Origin of the sequence: Nostoc sp. KVJ3 (assembly GCF_026127265.1) — a bacterium.
GTDB lineage: Bacteria > Cyanobacteriota > Cyanobacteriia > Cyanobacteriales > Nostocaceae > Nostoc.
The window spans coordinates 1,245,351-1,262,932 of the sequence record NZ_WWFG01000001.1 but is presented as its reverse complement, the minus strand read 5'-3'; the positions used below and the strand labels follow the sequence as shown (position 1 = coordinate 1,262,932).

Sequence of the window (17,582 nt, the reverse complement as noted above, 5' to 3'; positions counted from 1 at the left end):
AATCAAGAGGTCAGTGATGCCAACTGCAACAGACTTTAAAGACTACTATGCCATTTTGGGAGTAAGCAAAACCGCAACCCCCGAAGAAATCAAACGGGTTTATCGCAAACTTGCCCGCAAATATCATCCTGACCTTAATCCTGGAGACAAAGACGCAGAAACAAAGTTTAAAGAACTAAATGAAGCGAATGAGGTACTTTCTGATCCAGAGAAGCGGCAGAAGTACGATCGCTTTGGTCAGCACTGGAATCACCCTGGTTACACTGAAGCGCCGCCACCTAGTTCCACTAATGTTGGTACAACCGACTTCGATCAGTACGGCGATTTTGATTCGTTTATCAACGATCTGCTGGGTCGATCAAGAGGTAAAACCTCCACTGGTGGCTTTGATAATTTTAATGGTGGATTTCGTTCTCAAGCTCCCGCACCGGATACCGAAGCTGCGATCGCACTTACATTTTCCGAAGCATTTCACGGTGTCCAAAAGCGGCTGCAACTCGATGACGAAACCATCAACGTCCGCATTCCCGCAGGTGCAAAACCAGGCAGTCGAATTCGGCTCAAGGGTAAAGGTCGTCCTAGTCCGTTCTCTCAACAGCGTGGCGATTTGTATCTAACTATCGAGGTGTTAACTCATCCCTTCTATCGATTTGAGGGCGATAACCTCGTTTGCGACATTCCAATTCGCCCTGATGAAGCGGTTTTAGGGGCAGAAATTAGCGTGCCTACCCCCGATGGTAGCGTGACAATGAAAGTTCCCAAAGGGGTGCGATCGGGGCAATCCCTAAGACTGCGCGGCAAAGGCTGGACATTGCCAAAAGGGGGACGAGGTGATTTATTTGCCAAACTTCAGATTGTCACCCCGCAAGACCTGAGTGCGATCGAGCAAGAATATTACGAAAAAATCCAGGCAAACACTAGCTTTAACCCACGTACCCAATTAGAGGAGATAAAATTATGACCTTCAGCCTTTCAAAAACCGTGGTTTCACTAGAAGGTGAACAACTTTACAGCTTTGAATATGCTGCGTTGATCACTAAGACTTCGATTACCCTTGTGAAGTTTTACGTTGAGTTAGGCGTAATCGAACCCATCGGTGATTTGCTACATTCCCGCGAGATTGCGCGAATTGCTCAGATTCAACGCTTGCGTCGAGATTTGGGGCTGAACTTAGTCGGAGCGGCAATGGTGCTAGATATGACGACTGAAATTGCCCAATTACGGGCACAGTTAAAAGTGTATCAGTCTCATTCATCGAACTCGTTATGAGCGATCTGAACCAACAGTCAAAGCCGGCGTTAGATCAAGAGCGCAGCGAAGTGCTGCAACAGTTGGAAGATTGGCTAGAAACGCCGATGCTGGTGCTGGGCTTTGCTTGGTTAGGACTTTTTATTGTTGAGCTAGTTTGGGGGTTGAATCCTCTATTAGAAGCGATCGCCATCATCATTTGGATCGCCTTTATCGTGGATTTTGGGATCAAATTTCTTGTCGCTCCCCGCAAAATTTCTTACCTCAAACACAACTGGTTAATCGTCTTTTCTCTGCTTATCCCGGCTGTGCGAACCTTTCGGATTGTGGGAGTCATACAGTCTTTGCAATCAGTTCATGTGGTTCGTGGGTTACATTTGTTGGGAGTTATGGCACGAACCAATAGAGGAATGCGGTTACTCGCAACAAGTGTTCAGCGTCGAGGAGTGCGCTATGTGGTGGGATTAACTGCAATCGTCATCTTGGTTGGAGCAACTGGAATTTATGCGTTTGAACACAAACTTTCTGTTGGTACTGTTGGTATAACTGACTATGGCACTGCCCTGTGGTGGACAGCAATGGTGATGACCACGATGGGATCTGATTACTTTCCAAAGACGGCAGAAGGAAGGGTATTATGCTTTTTACTAGCACTGTATGCGATCGCGGTCTGTGGTTATGCAACAGCAACGCTAGCAGTATTTTTTGTTGATCAGGATGCCGAGAATGATCAAGCAGAACTGGCAGGTGCAAAATCAATTCAAGCCCTGCAAGCAGAAATTACCGCACTGCGAACTGAGATTCAAGCCTTAGCACGACAAAATTTAGACCAATAACTTCCAAAGTATCGCAAATTAAATAAAACCTTGCTGTCATAGAAAATCTTCCTCAAGAACAATACCTTTGCCAATTTTAAAGGGTAGGCTAACAATTATTTCTTGTCAGTCCCTAAGTTAACGCAAATCAGTTGACTAAACCCAAAAAATTAAACCGATGAATCCCCAACTCTCCACGTTTTGGAGCTTACCTTATGAAGACGTTAAGCCAGTCTCCCAATTCATCTAAAAAGCCTAAAACGGGATCTAGCTCATCTAAAGATGCATCCAACGCGCTTATCGATATCGCTCAACATGATGTGGATGGAGTTCTGCACTTATTTGACACTTCCCTGGAGGGGCTGACTGAGACTGAAGCCAAGCAGAGGTTAGGGAAATCCGGGCTAAATGAGATCGCCCGTCAAAAAGCGATCGCGTGGTATATTCAACTGCTGAAAACGGTGACTAATCCCCTCTCGCTTTTACTCATTGTTCTGGCGACGATTTCACTATTAACTGGGAGTCCGACAGCCGCCTTGATCATTTTTGCGATGGTGATTTTCGGTGGTTTGCTGCGCTTTTCACAAGAATTTCAGTCGAACAAAGCCGCCGAAAAGCTGCGGGAAATGGTGAGTGCAACCGCAACGGTGAGCCGCAAGGGTGCCGCACCGAAAAAAGATAAGGGAATCACAGCCGGAAAAGAAATTGCCGTAAAGTTGCTGGTACCTGGTGATGTCATCTTTCTTTCAGCCGGAGATATGATTCCAGCCGATGTCAGGCTGATTGCTACCAAAGATTTATTCCTCAGTCAGTCAACCCTCACCGGGGAGTCTCTACCCACTGAAAAACACCCAGAACTCCCAGATCACAAGGAGAAAAACCCACTAGAGTTAGTCAATCTCTGTTTTATGGGTACGGCGGTAGTCAGTGGTTCTGGAACAGCCGTTGTTGCCGAAACGGGTAGTCATACTTATCTAGCATCACTGGCTAAAACCGTTAGTGGACGCAAACCACGCACGAGCTTTGACAAAGGCGTGAATGGCGTAACTATGCTGCTGTTGCGCTTTATGCTGGTCATGGCTCCACTAGTCTTTTTGATCAATGGGGTGGTTAAAGGCAATTGGATCGAGGCATTCACATTTGGTTTATCTGTGGCTGTGGGATTGGCTCCAGAAATGTTACCTGTGATTGTCACAGCCAATTTGGCCAAGGGTGCAATTACCATGTCTAACAAAAAGGTGATTGTCAAAAACATTGATGCAATTCAAGATTTTGGCTCCATGAATATTTTGTGTACTGACAAAACAGGCACTCTAACTCAAGATAAAATCGTCTTGCAGAGGCACTTAGATCCCTACGGTCAAGAGAGTACAGATGTTCTCAAATATGCCTATCTCAATAGCTTTTACCAGACTGGCTTAAAAAATTTATTAGATGTCGCCGTTCTCGCTCACAATCAAGAACTTGAATCTTTAGACATTGAGAAAAACTACCAGAAATTTGATGAAATTCCCTTTGACTTTGTGCGTCGTCGGATGTCTGTTGTCGTCGAAGAAATGGGAAAACAGCATATCCTGATTTGCAAAGGTGCGGTTGAAGAAGTCCTAAAAGTCTGCACTCAACTCAAAGTTGATGACAAGGTTTTGCCAATGGATGAGTCAGTCCGCACCAAGGTTGCCGATTTACAACAAAAACTAAACTCTGAAGGGTTACGGGTAGTTGCAGTGGCATACAAAGTGATGCCAACGGATCAATCACATTACGCGATTCCCGATGAGAGTAATTTGGTTCTGTTGGGTAACATTGCGTTTCTCGATCCGCCCAAAGATTCCGCAGCCCAAGCGATTAAAGCCCTCAAACGCAATGGAGTTGATATAAAAATTATAACTGGGGATAATGAAATCATTACTCGTAAAATCTGCAAAGATGTTGGCTTACCTGTCCAAAATGTTTTATTAGGTAGCGATATTGAATCTTTATCAGATAATGAATTAGCTTCATCTGCTGCAAACACAACTATTTTTGCTAAATTTTCTCCGACTCAAAAAGCCAAAATTATACAGGTGCTGCGAAAGAACGGCAACGTTGTAGGATACATGGGAGATGGGATCAATGATGCAGCTGCTTTGCGGGAGGCAGATGTGGGCATCTCGGTTGATACGGCAGTCGATATTGCTAAAGAGTCGGCAGACATCATTTTGTTAGAAAAAAACTTATTAATCCTGGAATCTGGGGTAATCGAAGGTCGCAAGACTTTTGCCAACATCATCAAATATATCAGAATGGGTACTAGCTCTAACTTTGGCAATATGTTTAGCGTCTTGGGTGCGAGTGCTATTCTGCCATTTTTACCGATGCAGCCAGTGCAGATATTGATCAATAATCTTCTCTACGACTTTTCGCAAACGGGCATCCCCTTCGATGATGTGGATCAAGAAGCCCTAATCAAGCCGCCGAAATGGAAAGTTGATAATATCCGGCGCTTTATGATCTTCATTGGCCCAGTTAGCTCTATTTTCGACTATTCTACCTATGCCTTGATGTGGTTTGTATTTGGGGCGACTTCTGTAGACAATCAAGCTTTGTTCCAAACAGGTTGGTTTGTCGAAAGTCTGATGACTCAAACGCTGATTGTCCATGTGATTCGCACGCCTAAGATTCCTTTTTTCCAGAGTCGGGCTTCTTTGCCCATGCTGTTGATCACCGCCACTGTGATGGCAGTCGGAATGTATCTGCCATTTTCTCCAATTGGAGCCGATTTAGGGTTTGTTCCTTTGCCAGCCGTTTATTTTCTTTGGTTAGCTTTAATCTTAACTTGCTATTGTATATTGACTCAATTTGTGAAAACTTGGTTTATCAAGAAATATGGATATACCTAAGAGGGTGTTTGAAAAGTATTTTTGGTAACATCAAAGTCTCCCAAACCTAACAAGAACAGCCCCTTCCCTACTAGCGTTGGGGAGTAAGATTCAAACCTATTACGCCAGCCAAGGGCTTGTACAAAAAGCTATTCATCTTCGTCTCCTGATGGTCGTTCGCTCTCGCTTTGTTGGCTGTTCCACTCTAAAACAATACGCTCTAACATTTCATCCTGCGTACAGTTATTTACAACAGCGTATTGCTTAATTAACTCTCTTACTTTCAGACTAATGTAGCGTATATCTAGTGGGTTATTTCTTGCCGTTTTCATAATCTTCTCCCAGAATATTTAAGCAGTTTTACTGTTTCTGTTACTAACTGCTTCACCAAAGGCTTCTTGTGTGTACACCGTAGCCTTGAAAGGAGAGGCAATAGTTAAATTCATAACAAAACCTGCGATTAAGATTTTAAGTGCAAAGCGGGATTGAAAAAACCGTAACTACAAGGGAGGCTCAATAACCGGGTAGTCTAAATCAAAAGTACGAGAGAATCACTTGCATGGTTCAGGTGAAACATTCTGCTTCTGTACTATGATTTGGTGTTGTTTGATTTTGTGAATTAGTTGATTAACTACGACACAACACTTAATTCTTGATGATTTTTGCAATCCAAACCTCTTTCAGGAATTAACCAAAAGAATTATTGCCATTCCCTATCCTCAAGTTCCTTCTGAGGCAACAATAAGGTAGCTTCAATTTCTTGCCTAATAGCAGCTGTCACTTCACAATTGCTATGCAGACAATCGAGTAGTAGTTGATTGGCATCATAGTAGCGTTGCAACACTTGCTCTTGTTCAGAGCTAAATTGCCACTCGTGGTTAATATTGCGATAATTAATCACCGTCTTCTTTACCTGTTCAGCCCAAGCTGAATAGTTCGTTTGCGACCATAGCTCAAACCGTTGTTGACTTTGACCAGAATTTGGCAATTCGTCAGAGAGTTGTTGCAGGGATTTATGGAGTCCTACATCCAGAACAATACCCAAAATGTTGCTCATAGCTTCTCCGCAGGCGTGGATGTGAGCAAAGTCCTGGTTTCCATCAATTGCACACTCCAGCAGCAGGTCATCTAATGCCGCATCCAGAAACATCCCCTGGTCGAGGCTGCTGGCTAGGGCAAAGTGGGAAGCTATGTGAGGAGTCCGACTCAAGGCCAGGTAAAATGCTCGAACTGTCGCATCTTTTGATTGGGTAGGAATACTGCGAGATTTTTGGCTAGCCCAGGTCAAAAACTCTTGTAAATAAGCATCTTCGGCAACGAGTGTATCAATCTGTTGCTTCATCAACTGTACTAGAGAGTCTGCACTCCTGAGCATGGTAGCGGTTAACAAGAAGATTTCGCGCCAGTGGGGTCGGTGATATGATTCACCAGACCAGAGAGCGCTTGCCCAAATGCCTCTAAGTTATGGCTGGCAACGATTTTCCTCGCTGTGAAATATTCTTGAAATGCTAGATAGGAAAAGGAAAAAATTCCCCGCGCCCGTTCTGCCAATAGCCCATGTTGAGCCTCAATTGCTTTGAGCGCCGCTTCGCTTTCGATTTGCAGTTCCTCTGCATCCATTGGCACGTTGTTGAGATTCTGAATATAGTCACCAATATATTGCTCAACGACGCGTTGCTCAAAAAAGTACTGACCTTGCTCAAATGTCGCTGCGGCAATTTGACTCAATAATTTGAGCTTTTGTGGTAATAAAAACCCTCGGTAAACTTCATCCCGTTCAATGCCTCTGGCTTCATCCCATTTGCCCAATAGAAGGTCTAAACCTTCCTTATAAAAGTCAGTCCGCTTAGTCGGAAATTTTTCTTGACCGTGAAACACCCAGCAGGCAAGATGCAGAAATAGGGGGGTGACGACGAGTTGGCGAAATTGCCAATTTTCAGCTAATTCCAACTTCTGAATAAACTCAACGGACTTGGCCAGACCATCTTGAATGTTGGTCTTGGTAAAGGCCACAAACCATTTTTGAGCGAAGGCTCGGATTTGTTCTAAGGTAAAGGGAGCAATTTCAACATCGGTAAAGCCTCGGAGTCTGAGTTTTTGAACTGCTGTTCGACAGGTCGCCACGAACTGATTTGTGTGATACTTCTCTGAAAACCTGCGAATTTCGCTTAAGACAGCATTGCTTTGTTGGTGAAGAACTTCATCCATACCATCAAGTAACAGTAATACCCTGCCTGCACTAAGTAAAGTTTCAATTACTGAAGGATCGGAAATTCCAGATGTAAGGAACTCCTGGCTGATGTATTTTAATAGGCTGAACTCGTTGGTAACAATAGATTCTTCAGCAAAATTTTTTAGGGTGATGAAGATTGGCACCTGATTTGCCGTAAATGCGTTTTGGTTACACTGAATGGCAAGATATTGCAAAAAGGTGGTTTTACCTACTCCTGGTTTGCCTAGCACCCTGAGCTTGGAGTATCTTTCAACTGCCTGTGTACCAGGTATTTGTTTTTCGTCAGCCTCACCTAAACCAAAACGGTCAAATTCTTTGGGATCAAGGTTTTGCAGATCGCTGATTTCTAAGTACTGAAGGCTAGCAATCTCCTCCAAAATATTTACATCTATATATATGTCATCGATCGCAACTGGACGGCTAATATCTAATAACTGCAAAATACCACACTGGTCTTGAATTTTTTCAAAGCGTTGCGATCGCACTTTTTGCACTAATTTATCAATATCCACCACAGGAGGCTGGGCGTATTCTTCTATTCCCAAAAATTCTGCCGGGGGATTAGTCGCAATCTCCCGCCAATTTAGTTCTAAAATCAAACAAATTTCAATAAAGGTATGACGCTCAACTGGACGACCACTGAAAAACCGCCAAATTGGTTGTCTAGTCTTGAGGTTGACTTCTGCTGCTAGATTGTCTTGTGTCCAACCCTTGCGAGCAAACGCTCTTTTAGCCTCTTGAATCCCAGTGAGTGATGCTTCGAGCGATCGCTTGACCATAGGAAAAAAACTTCTAAAATCAAGAACTCAAATTTTTATTAACATCTTTTATCCTAGAGCTTTTTTTATGGTAATAAATCCCTCCTTGGTTAAGGTTATACACAATTAAGAAAAAATACTCTAGCTCTAGTGAGATCCTGTTACATATATTAATTTTTGTAATAAACTCAAACACTATGAACTTATTTTATACATTTCAAACTTTGAGCAATACCTAATCTCAAGCACCCATCTGTCATACTCTATGAAGTACAGATTAAGAGGATGTTTGAAAAGTCATGATTGATGTATCAAATATTTTTTACCCCACCCTAACCCTCCCCTTATAAAGGGGAGCCACTGCGTTAGGCGGCTTTGCCGACTTGAAGCATGTGGCGTAAGGAAACCGAATTTTTCTTGTTTCCCCCCTTTATATCGGGGGGATTAAGGGGGTAATAATTCGATTAAAATCACAACATATCACTTTTCAAACAACCTCTAAGTGCTGATCAATATTCGGCCTTATTCACTATGATTTTAGCTTGAAGATAAATATGAATTTTTTATTAATTAGTAAAGTATATAAAATCATTGAGCTTGCTGAATTAATCTATTCCCCAAAGTCATCAGATATACTGTTTGGGAAAGTAAATATACCAGAAACTTTTCTAGACAAATTGTCTAATTATTTAGAAGATTTTGAAATGACAGGAAGAACATCAGTCAGAGTACTACATAAATATGTAGACGATTTTTCTTCAGAAGAAAAAGCACAAGTTATAGCCCTTATCTGGCTTGGTCAATATTTATCCTGTGAACAACCATCAGACTTAAACGATTTAATTGCACAAGTACTACATCTCATTCCTCAAAACCATACAACTAGTTATATTATCGAAAAGAACTTCCTAGCTAAATATCTTCGCTCTGGGCTGAAAAAAATAAATAATAATCACTGCAACAATTAAGTTGAGTAGCTGCGTGCGGTCTTTTATATCTGATAGTTAGTAGCTTTTAATGATGATGTCGCTCCTTGTCTGGAGATATACGACCTAGAAATGCAAGATAGAGTGGATATTTTGGTTGAGCAGAAAACTCATAACTAATAACATCTATAGCGTTGTTAAATAGTTGAGTCCTAACCTTAGTTCCCGTTATGCTTTGGAAATACTAACATATAGTTGATTTTGAGCGAAGAATTGGCTCTTGCTTGCAGTGGTTCTTAAGAAATGAAAAATAAGTACAGTATTTAACTAATTCGTAGCGAATTAAATTTGGCTAGACTCCGTATTCCTACCCTACGGGAAGGCGAAACGCCTATACACTTATTTTGCTAGCTAGTGCGTTTAAAAACGCTACGATTTCACCCAAAACTGGACTACGATTTACTCTTATCTGCTTCTTTTTGCGCCGCCTCACTATATTTCTTATATAGTTGAGTCCGAATTTTAGCTTCCTGATAACGGCTATGGTTTTGTGGCACCGTACTCATTAAATCTGAAGCCCGTTGCCACTTAGCAGCAATCTCTAACCACTGAGTTGAGGTTGTAGCTGTTTTCCCAGATGTAGAAGCAAGATTTGCAATTCGCACAGATATTGCAAATGGATCGTCAGATGGCTGATCAAAGCTATTGTTAGGAACATGAGGTGCTATTTGAGGCTTCGTCTCTTTAGTCTTTTCTGTAGTTAAAGATTTGGAAGTTTCTAGTTGCATTAGGTTTTTCAATTTATTACCTAACTGGGCATAAACAATCCAACTAAGCAATAATAGCGAGCATAAACCAACTGCTGCTAATATCTTGGTTTTAGGTTTATTGTTGTGTTTTTCTTTGTTGATAAGTACCAAAGGACGAGAAACTTGAGTTTTAGGGAAATTTGGTTTTCCTAGTTCAGCTTGAGCTTCTGTGAAATCTTTAATTAGTTGCTTTACAATGTTGGGCTGAATTAAGGCGATTTCCTGTGACCAAAGTAATTGGTTGTCGCGATCGCTATCTATTTCTTTTAACCACAGTAATTGTTGTTCTCGAACAATCCGACTGTTGATATTAACTCGGCGAATGTGACGCGGGGCAATGGACTCAAGAATTTGCTGGATTTGTTCTACGAGAGAAGCTTGCTCAAGTTGCTCAACCCTAGCCGCCTCGCACAGAAGTTGTAAGACACCATCAGAAAAAATGGCTCTAGTTCTGACTCCAGACTTAGCTAGTTTTTCGTTCAATAGCTGAATAATCGCAGCAACGCTACCTTGGTGAGCTTGCCAACCGATATCGTTTATTCGGTCTAGCATCTGAGGTTTCGTGATAACTCTTCCACCCTGATTGATTAACGTACTCATTAATTTAGGGACTCTTTTCTACTGACCTTGATCTTGTCTTCGATTTTACGAGTAAAAAGATGAGTTGCCAAATAAAATCATAAAAGTAGAACCTTCCTTGTTGGTTTGGCAAGGATGCTCGTCACGCTGAGTTAATTTGACGCTCCCAAGGCATGAAAGCGTGGGATTCTGGAACTGAAACTGCGCTTTCAGGGTAACGCCCATATTGGCGGACAAGCTACCTGTTTGACATAGTACCTCATGATGTCTTTTAGCGATCGCCTTTAGTGAGGTTGAGATCGGTGAAGCAACCACCAGAAGCGATCGCAAATATATACAAGATTATGACGATCGCATCTATGCAAAAACCAGAAAACTCTCTTTCCCCCTGAGGCTTTCATGATAAGTCTTAAACGGATATGATATCATGTCCGGGTAATTAGTTATGATTCCCACAGTCATTTCACCCCTCCCCTTAATCCCCTCCCTTTACTAAGGCTACGGTGTACACACAAGTCGAATTACCCCCCTTAATCCCCCCTTATTAAAGGGGGGAAACCGGAAAATCTTGTTCCCTCCCCAATACATACGGGGAGGGTTAGGGTGGGGTAAAGCCTCGGTTAATCAGCTATTTCAGACTTGTGTATACACCGTAGCCTTAGTAAAGGGAGGGGAGACAAAGCATAGCTTTGGCGGGGTGGGGCTATTCGAGTTTAATAAGTAATCAAGCGGACATGATATGATCCGAGGTGATGTGTTACTTTCAAAGCCAATTACCGATCGCAATCATTGGTGCCCAATACGCAGGATTGTCATAACTAGGGTTTATCCCTTCAGATGGCGGTAATTTTTTAGCATTAATCATTCTAATTTGGGCTGTTTGCAATGCTTCTGCAATACTCATGCCAGCGTTGCGGTAGTTGGTGTAAAAGGTTTTGACTAATTCGGATGTTGACTCATCTGTGACACTCCACAAAGATGCGATCGCACTTTTAACCCCAACTTGCAATGCAACTCCTGCTAATCCTAGTGTAGACCGATCGTCGCCAACTGCGGTTTCGCATGCAGTCAATGTCAGTAGTTCGACGCTATCCGATTTGCTGTTGAGGTTTCGCAGTGAGTTTTCTAATTGGCTAATGGTAAGTTTTTGGTTTTTGCCTGTGACAATAAAGGTGTCTTCAGGAATAATCCCAAATTGAGCGTGACTAGCTATGTGAACAATAGGATATGTGGTTTTGTCAAGTGTTTTCTGAAAACTTTCAGGAGAAAAGTCCCGATCCATCAGGTCGGTATGATTAGGAAATATACTTTTAATTGCATTAACCTCATCAGGAACAGCAAAAAGCGCATCAAAAGTCTTACCGTCGATTGTGGCTTTTTGGGTTAAACCCAAAATTAACGCCTTTTCTGTCCTGCGATCGCGCGCTTTGGATGTGGTAAGTCGTAAGCTGGGGGTTGTAGCAATAGCATAGGTTTCAACTAAATATTTCTGTTGTTTCCTATCATAAAGTGCTGCCATTGGGACACTACGTAAAAACCCATCCTGAATAAATACCAGGGTTTTGACTTTCTCCGGTTTTATATCATCAGCAAAGGGGCGAATTATCCAATCATAAAGCTGTGCCGCAGTTGTTGGATCGTAGCTAAATTCTTCTTTTCCTTTAATTAGTCCTGTGCGAAACTCGGCAATTTTTTTCTGTAGGGTATCACTGCTAATTATTTTCCTTTCACCTCGTTGATTGGAGTCTTCAATCCACCTAAATTTAGTTGGTTGATTGGGTAACTGCAATAACATCCCGGTTTTGCCATCTAAAATTATGGAACTCAAAAACCCAGTATTTTTAAAGGCGACACTATTATCCTTCAGGAGTTCTCCCACCTGTTTAGGGTTCAAGGCACTTAAAATGCAATCATTGCCAAAATAATTTTGTAATTCTGCTAATTTCAATGCATCGATAGTTTTAACTACTGCTGATAATTCCTTCGCCTGTCGTTCATCTGCGTAGACGTAGCCTGTCGTAGACTTTGCACCAACTTCTAGCAAATCGAGACGCGACTGGGCCAATCTCCGGTACAATGGACGCACGACATCGCGGAAGTCAAACTGTACATCCCTTTCGGCGGTTAAAATATCGCTGCGAATATCTTCTAGGGTATCAAATGCTCGTTGATAGGATGCGATCGCTTCTTCTTTTTTTCCCTCTTGTCGATCTAAAATGCGTCCTGCTTGCCACTCCCACAAATACAAACTATCTTTTGCACTCAACTTGTTATCTGCTGCGATGATAGCAGCTTGCGTATATTTTAATGCTTTTTCATTATCTGGACTACATTCCCAGAAATGACCCAAAGCACCGTTAGAATAAGAAAGTAGACGATTATCTTGTAAATTTTGACTCACTAATACTGATTTTTGTAGCAAACTTAATACATCTGCATTTGGTAAAATCAAGTTAGTTGGACAGTAAGTAAAGGTTGAAGTTCCTTTAGCATCTGACTGCAAGTATGCTAAATCAATTGCTCCATAAACTTTTGTCGCTGAATCGGGTAGAATTTCCAGAATCTTCAAAGCATCGTTAACGGTTTTGTTAAATTCCTCATGATTAATAATTTTGCTTTTATTTGTCTGAGAACCCAACTGAATTAGATTTAACAATCCTCGCATCTCTGCTAAAGATTCTTTTTGGTCGCTGGCGAGTTTTGTACTTTTCTGGAAATATTGGTGAGCTTGATTATAGTCTTCTATAGACTTTTGAGTAAATTCATTTTCTTTACTATAAATGCCAGCTTTATTTGCAGAATCGGCTTGTAACTCTCGCAATTGAGCGCGACTTTTGTAAGCATTGCCCAAACTATTTAACACCAAAAAGTCATAGGCTGGATAAAGTTGTTGTGCTATCTCCAAAGATTTAATTGCTTGGTCGTAATAGCCGATTAAGCGATATGCTTCACCAAGAATTCCCAAGGCTGCAACTTGACCGCGTTTATCGTTGTATTTTGTGGCGATTTGTGTAGCACTTTCGGGAGTGCATTCTATCTTTTGATTTTTATCGGCCATTTTGCCACACAAAAGTGCGATCGCTTTGCGGGGTTGTCCCAAATTGCTGTAAACTTGGGCTAGCTCTGACTTCATGCGTCCTACTTGCTGGATATTTGCTACAGCGCCATAGTCACTAATTGCTGCTGATAACGATGCGATCGCTGCTTTATTTTCTCCTATTTGTTGGTAAGCACGCGCCAAATTTTCATTTACAACCGCTGTAGCTGCTGGATTATTTTTATACTGATTTAATGCATCTTGCCAGTGTTTTACCGCATTCTGAAAATTTCCGGCATTATAGTCTTTAACTCCTTGTTCAACTAATGCAGTGACATTTGGAGTTTGTGCAGATACGACTTGTCCAAACAAAAGATATGTTATTACAGTTGTCAAAAATAATACTTGAATAAATCTGTAATGCCGATTTGGTTTTTGTTGTGGCTGAGTAGAGAAATAAATTAGTCTCTTACAGATGTTTCCCACCTTCAGCAACATCTGCATCCACCAACGCAAAGAGGTTAATATTTTGAGATATTTATTTTTCGCTTTCATATTTATACACATAAATAAAATATGTACTTAGCTTAAATTACCAGAAATCAGCAGAAAAAACTGAAATTTTTTAAAGTGTGCAGTTTTCTGCAATTTACCACTGCTATTTTTTCTATCTGGGAACCGGAAGTAGTTAAAGTCTGTAACCAGCAGATCCCCAACTTCTCAAAGAAGTCGGAGATTTGGTTCCTGTGGGTTTGAGGATTGTTATGAATATTTAGAGTGTAGCAGTTGTATTTCTTAAGCAAACTTAATTTAATTACTGTCTGAGACTAAGCCTTCTGCTGATATTATTGAATGATGATTTAAGTATTAATACCCTCCAAATATTAAAAATGAAATCAACCAAAGACTTTCAAATATACTGGAAAGATAGTTTGATTTGGTCTTTAAAGGTAGTGGCATTGCTCGGATGCTTCACTGCGTTAGCGGAGCTTATCATAGATATCGCATTTTTTGAAAAACCTGTCTTTGCTCAGAGTAAAATCATCCCCGACAATAGTCTTGGCACTGAAAGTTCTGTTGTTGTATCTTTTGATAGTTTTGGTTTACCAATTGATGTAATTAATCGTGGAGCAATTCGCCAAACCAACTTATTTCATAGCTTTCAAGAGTTTAATGTTGGCCAAGGTCGAGATGTTTATTTTGTCAACCCTAGCAACAATATCCAAAATATTCTAGCTCGCGTTACAGGTCAGAATCGCTCAGATATTTTTGGTATTCTTGGTATTTCCAATGCTGCTGGTGTTACATCCAATCCTAATTTATTTTTAATAAATCCCAATGGGATTGTATTTGGAAAAAATGCCAGTTTGTATGTACCAGCTTCCTTCGTGGCGACAACAGCAAACGGGATTCAGTTTAGGAATCAGGGGGTTTTTAGCGCGACAAATCCAGAAGCACTACCCTTATTAACTATTAATCCTTCGGCATTGTTATTTAATCAAATTAATAAAAATGCCGCAATTCAAAATAACGGTAGTTTAATAGTTCCTCTTGCTAGAAGCTTGGCTTTAGTCGGCGGTAGCATCAATCTAGATGGGGGAATGTTATTTGCTCCTGATGGGAAGATTGACTTAGGAGGGTTAGCAGAAGCAGGAACTGTAGCCCTGGGTTTAAATGGCAATAATCTTAACTTGAAGTTCCCTGAAAATGTGACCTTAGCGGATGTATCCCTTACTAATCAAGCGTCCCTATATGTGCAAGGTGCTGGTAGCGGTAATATTGCAATCAATGCTCGAAATTTAGAGATATTAGGCGGTAGTATCCTTGCTGCTGGTATTGGGGCGGGTTTAGAGAAACCTGAAACTCTTGCAGGAGATATTACCCTTAATGCTACGGGAGACATCAAAGTTGCAGGTTATAGAAGTGCAATTGGAAATTTTGTACTCCCAGGAGCAAAAGGCAATGGGGGTAACATTACTATAGATTCTGGTTCATTCTCATTACAAGATGGCGCTTTACTTTCTGCCTCAATTTTTGGAATTGGGAATGCAGGGAATGTGACAGTGCGTGCAAAAAATGCTGTTTCCCTTGCAAATGCTGCCATTTTCAGCACAGTGGCAGAGGGAAGTATGGGTAATGGTGGCAACATCGACATCAGTGCTGCTTCACTCTCACTTACTGATGGTGCTTTACTTTCTGCCTCAATTTTTGGAATTGGGAATGTAGGGAATGTAACAGTGCGTGCAAAAAATGCTGTTTCCCTTGCAAGTGCTGCCATCTTTAATAATGTGGAAACAAAAGGCGTAGGCAATAGTGGAGATATCAATATCAAAGGTAGTTCTCTATTCTTTACTGGTGGCACTATAGTTAAAGCCTCAAATTCTGGACAGGGGAATGCAGGTAACATACTGTTAGAGGCTCAAGATAATATCTCTGCCAATAAAAGTTTTATTCTCAGCAATATTGGCAGTCCTGAAAGACAGACGGCTAAGGGCAATGTTGGTAATATCTCACTCTTGGCGAGAACAGTTTCTTTAACTGATGGAGCCCAACTGCAAGCAGGTTTCTATTCCGGGGGTCAGGGAAATGCGGGACTCGTGTCTGTCAAAGCTCAAGAAAGCATTTCTTTTACAGGTGCAAACAGTGGGATATTCACCAATGTAGAATCAGGGGCGGTGGGCAATGGTAGCGATATTCAAATCTCTGCGCCATTGGTTTTTTTTACTAATGGCGCAGCAGTAACTACCAGCAATGCGGGACAGGGGAATGGTGGAAAAATCACTATTACATCTGGGTCATTCTTACTCAATAATGCTGTAATAACTACCAGCAATATCGGACAGGGAAATGCAGGTAATATACAAGTAAAAGCACAAGACAATATCTCCCTCAATAATAATAGTTTGGTTGAAAGCAATATTGGTAGTCCTCAAGGACAGCTAGTTAAGGGAAATGTTGGTGATATTGATCTCTCTGCGAGAACAATTTCCTTAACTGATAGGGCGCAACTGCAAGCGGGTTTCTATCCCGGAGGTGAGGGAAATGCGGGACTTGTATCTGTCAAAGCTCAGGAAAGCATTTCTTTTATAGGTACAAACAGTGGGATATTCACCAATGTAGAATCAGGGGCAGTGGGCAATGGTGGCGATATCCAAATCTCTGCGCCATTGGTTTTTTTCACCAATGGCGCTGGAGTAACTACTAGCAATAGAGGACAGGGGAATGGTGGAAAAATCACTCTTACGGCTGGGTCATTGTTTTTTAACAATGGGGCTGGAGTAATTGCCAGCAACTTTGGTAAAGGTATTGGCGGTACTGTAAATATTAATGTGAGTGATGCACTAACAATATCTGGGAATAGTTTTATAAATACCAAACTTGGTGCTGGTGCAATTGGACGTGGTGGGGATATTAATATTCAAGCGGGAAATATTTTTATAAGAGATGGTGTAACAATCAGTTCTAGTAGTTTAGGTGAAGGGATTGCAGGTGATATTAACATCAAAGCTGACACTTTAGGTCTCAATAAAAGTCAAATAACGGCTCAAGCAGCCTCAACTGATGGTGGTAATATCAACTTAAACCTTGCTCGATACTTGCTGCTACGCAATGATAGCCAAATTTCTACCAACGCCGGAACAGAAAAACTAGGTGGTAATGGCGGTAACATTAATATCAACTCAAAATTTATCGTTGCAATTCCTAACGAAAACAGCGATATCAGTGCTAATGCCTTTACAGGAACAGGTGGAAATATCGAAATCAACTCCCAAGGTATCTTCGGTATCGAAGCACGGACAAAACCAACAGAGAAAAGTGATATTACTGCAAGTTCAGAATTAGGAATTGCGGGTGTAACAAATATAAATACACCCGATAACAGTTCTATCCAAAACAGCTTTACCGAATTATCACAGAACGCCATCGATACCAACGCACTTATTGCCAATAGCTGCATTTCACGTGGCACTAAGCGACAAGAAAACTCTTTTACTATTACAGGTTCTGGTGCTTTGCCTACTAATCGTCCTGGGGTTTTGGTTTCTACCTACCCGACTGGGGAAGTGAGAGGTATCAAAACTATATCGCGTCCTTGGAAAAAAGGCGACCCAATTATTGAACCGCAAGGATTGTATCGATTACCCAATGGGCAATTGATCTTGAGTCGAAGTTGTTCAGCAATATAAATTCACATCTTGGAAAAATCTGGCGTTGCAGTTTTCTGTACAATAGCACGCACCATCATGCGATCGCACCATCCAAACTCTGCATCTATATATGCATAAAAGGTGAATGCATTCTCTAGTTGTTTCCCCTAA

General features: G+C 41.4%; 11 protein-coding genes. 6 read left to right on the top strand and 5 right to left on the bottom strand.

All coding sequences use genetic code 11. The features are described from left to right. The first annotated feature begins 16 nt into the window (after positions 1–16). The 4 genes from GTQ43_RS05165 to mgtA all read left to right on the top strand — a co-directional run bounded on the left by GTQ43_RS05165 (position 17) and on the right by mgtA (position 4,942). Positions 17–961 carry a DnaJ C-terminal domain-containing protein gene (locus tag GTQ43_RS05165; RefSeq protein WP_265271235.1) on the top strand — a complete coding sequence of 315 codons (945 nt, stop codon included), beginning with the start codon at positions 17–19 and terminating at the stop codon, positions 959–961. Beyond that, positions 958–1,269 carry a chaperone modulator CbpM gene (locus GTQ43_RS05160; protein WP_206264320.1) on the top strand — a complete coding sequence of 104 codons (312 nt, stop codon included), beginning with the start codon at positions 958–960 and terminating at the stop codon, positions 1,267–1,269. Before GTQ43_RS05165 ends, GTQ43_RS05160 begins: the two co-directional genes overlap by 4 nt. Continuing rightward, the gene (locus GTQ43_RS05155; protein WP_265271229.1) at positions 1,266–2,084 is read left to right on the top strand and encodes a potassium channel family protein; all 819 of its coding nucleotides are present in this window, start codon (positions 1,266–1,268) and stop codon (positions 2,082–2,084) included. The genes GTQ43_RS05160 and GTQ43_RS05155 overlap by 4 nt, the downstream gene beginning before the upstream one ends. Before the next feature lie 194 nt (positions 2,085–2,278). After that, on the top strand, positions 2,279–4,942 hold the full coding sequence (mgtA, locus tag GTQ43_RS05150; protein WP_265271227.1) for a magnesium-translocating P-type ATPase: 2,664 nt from the start codon (positions 2,279–2,281) through the stop codon (positions 4,940–4,942). Positions 4,943–5,070: 128 nt separating this feature from the next. Here mgtA and GTQ43_RS05145 read toward each other — a convergent pair whose 3' ends face one another. The 3 genes from GTQ43_RS05145 to GTQ43_RS05135 all read right to left on the bottom strand — a co-directional run bounded on the left by GTQ43_RS05145 (position 5,071) and on the right by GTQ43_RS05135 (position 7,933). Then, the gene (locus GTQ43_RS05145) at positions 5,071–5,253 is read right to left on the bottom strand and encodes a hypothetical protein (protein ID WP_265271225.1); all 183 of its coding nucleotides are present in this window, start codon (positions 5,251–5,253) and stop codon (positions 5,071–5,073) included. A 368-nt stretch (positions 5,254–5,621) separates the two neighbouring features. Next, entirely contained in the window at positions 5,622–6,311 is a 690-nt protein-coding gene (locus GTQ43_RS05140) for an NACHT C-terminal helical domain 2-containing protein (RefSeq protein ID WP_265271223.1), read from the bottom strand. Continuing rightward, positions 6,305–7,933 carry an NACHT domain-containing protein gene (locus GTQ43_RS05135; protein WP_265271221.1) on the bottom strand — a complete coding sequence of 543 codons (1,629 nt, stop codon included), beginning with the start codon at positions 7,931–7,933 and terminating at the stop codon, positions 6,305–6,307. The genes GTQ43_RS05140 and GTQ43_RS05135 overlap by 7 nt, the downstream gene beginning before the upstream one ends. 533 nt (positions 7,934–8,466) lie before the next feature. Here GTQ43_RS05135 and GTQ43_RS05130 point away from each other — a divergent pair. Beyond that, positions 8,467–8,880 carry a DUF3775 domain-containing protein gene (locus GTQ43_RS05130; RefSeq protein ID WP_265271219.1) on the top strand — a complete coding sequence of 138 codons (414 nt, stop codon included), beginning with the start codon at positions 8,467–8,469 and terminating at the stop codon, positions 8,878–8,880. A gap of 410 nt (positions 8,881–9,290) precedes the next feature. On the opposite strand, the gene GTQ43_RS05125 is transcribed toward GTQ43_RS05130, so the two are convergent. Further along, the gene (locus GTQ43_RS05125) at positions 9,291–10,199 is read right to left on the bottom strand and encodes a hypothetical protein (RefSeq protein WP_265271217.1); all 909 of its coding nucleotides are present in this window, start codon (positions 10,197–10,199) and stop codon (positions 9,291–9,293) included. A 790-nt stretch (positions 10,200–10,989) separates the two neighbouring features. Continuing rightward, complete coding sequence (locus tag GTQ43_RS05120) at positions 10,990–13,818, bottom strand: CHAT domain-containing protein (RefSeq protein WP_265271215.1); 2,829 nt, start codon at positions 13,816–13,818, stop codon at positions 10,990–10,992. 335 nt (positions 13,819–14,153) lie between these two features. Between GTQ43_RS05120 and GTQ43_RS05115 the strand changes: the two genes are divergently transcribed. Further along, positions 14,154–17,450 (top strand): filamentous hemagglutinin N-terminal domain-containing protein, encoded by a 3,297-nt coding sequence (locus GTQ43_RS05115; RefSeq protein ID WP_265271213.1) that lies wholly within the window; start codon positions 14,154–14,156, stop codon positions 17,448–17,450. The last annotated feature ends 132 nt before the right edge of the window (positions 17,451–17,582 follow it).

What these genes read in the sequence shown, in the direction of transcription:
- GTQ43_RS05125 (WP_265271217.1), bottom strand. Translation starts at nt 10,199, where the DNA reads ATGCTAGACCGAATAAACGATATCGGTTGGCAAGCTCACCAAGGTAGC.
- GTQ43_RS05120 (WP_265271215.1), bottom strand. Translation starts at nt 13,818, where the DNA reads ATGAAAGCGAAAAATAAATATCTCAAAATATTAACCTCTTTGCGTTGG.
- GTQ43_RS05145 (WP_265271225.1), bottom strand. Translation starts at nt 5,253, where the DNA reads ATGAAAACGGCAAGAAATAACCCACTAGATATACGCTACATTAGTCTG.
- mgtA (WP_265271227.1), top strand. Translation starts at nt 2,279, where the DNA reads ATGAAGACGTTAAGCCAGTCTCCCAATTCATCTAAAAAGCCTAAAACG.
- GTQ43_RS05160 (WP_206264320.1), top strand. Translation starts at nt 958, where the DNA reads ATGACCTTCAGCCTTTCAAAAACCGTGGTTTCACTAGAAGGTGAACAA.
- GTQ43_RS05165 (WP_265271235.1), top strand. Translation starts at nt 17, where the DNA reads ATGCCAACTGCAACAGACTTTAAAGACTACTATGCCATTTTGGGAGTA.
- GTQ43_RS05155 (WP_265271229.1), top strand. Translation starts at nt 1,266, where the DNA reads ATGAGCGATCTGAACCAACAGTCAAAGCCGGCGTTAGATCAAGAGCGC.
- GTQ43_RS05115 (WP_265271213.1), top strand. Translation starts at nt 14,154, where the DNA reads ATGAAATCAACCAAAGACTTTCAAATATACTGGAAAGATAGTTTGATT.
- GTQ43_RS05130 (WP_265271219.1), top strand. Translation starts at nt 8,467, where the DNA reads ATGAATTTTTTATTAATTAGTAAAGTATATAAAATCATTGAGCTTGCT.
- GTQ43_RS05135 (WP_265271221.1), bottom strand. Translation starts at nt 7,933, where the DNA reads ATGGTCAAGCGATCGCTCGAAGCATCACTCACTGGGATTCAAGAGGCT.